We start from the raw sequence: 281 nt of genomic DNA on the forward strand, positions 1-281 counted from the left end.
CTCAGAAGTGAAACGCCGTAGCGCCGATGGTAGTGTGGGGTCTCCCCATGCGAGAGTAGGGAACTGCCAGGCATCAAATTTAGTGTGCTGATATGGCTCAGTTGGTAGAGCGCACCCTTGGTAAGGGTGAGGTCCCCAGTTCGACTCTGGGTATCAGCACCAGTTTTTCGGTTAAAGTTCGGCACTTAGAAAAGAATTTGTCTGGCGGCTGTAGCGCGGTGGTCCCACCTGACCCCATGCCGAACTCAGAAGTGAAACGCCGTAGCGCCGATGGTAGTGTG

1 tRNA gene and 1 rRNA gene are annotated in these 281 nt (G+C 54.8%); both read left to right on the forward strand.

Annotation, left to right across the window (positions count from 1 at the left end):
* Nucleotides 1-86: 86 nt before the first annotated feature.
* Nucleotides 87-162: transfer RNA gene (locus OGY72_RS00015), tRNA-Thr, on the forward strand.
* A 38-nt stretch (nt 163-200) separates the two neighbouring features.
* A 5S ribosomal RNA gene (gene rrf / locus OGY72_RS00020) occupies nt 201-281 on the forward strand; the annotation flags it as partial.

It is taken from the genome of Citrobacter sp. Cpo221, assembly GCF_030332345.1.
GTDB lineage: Bacteria > Pseudomonadota > Gammaproteobacteria > Enterobacterales > Enterobacteriaceae > Citrobacter > Citrobacter portucalensis.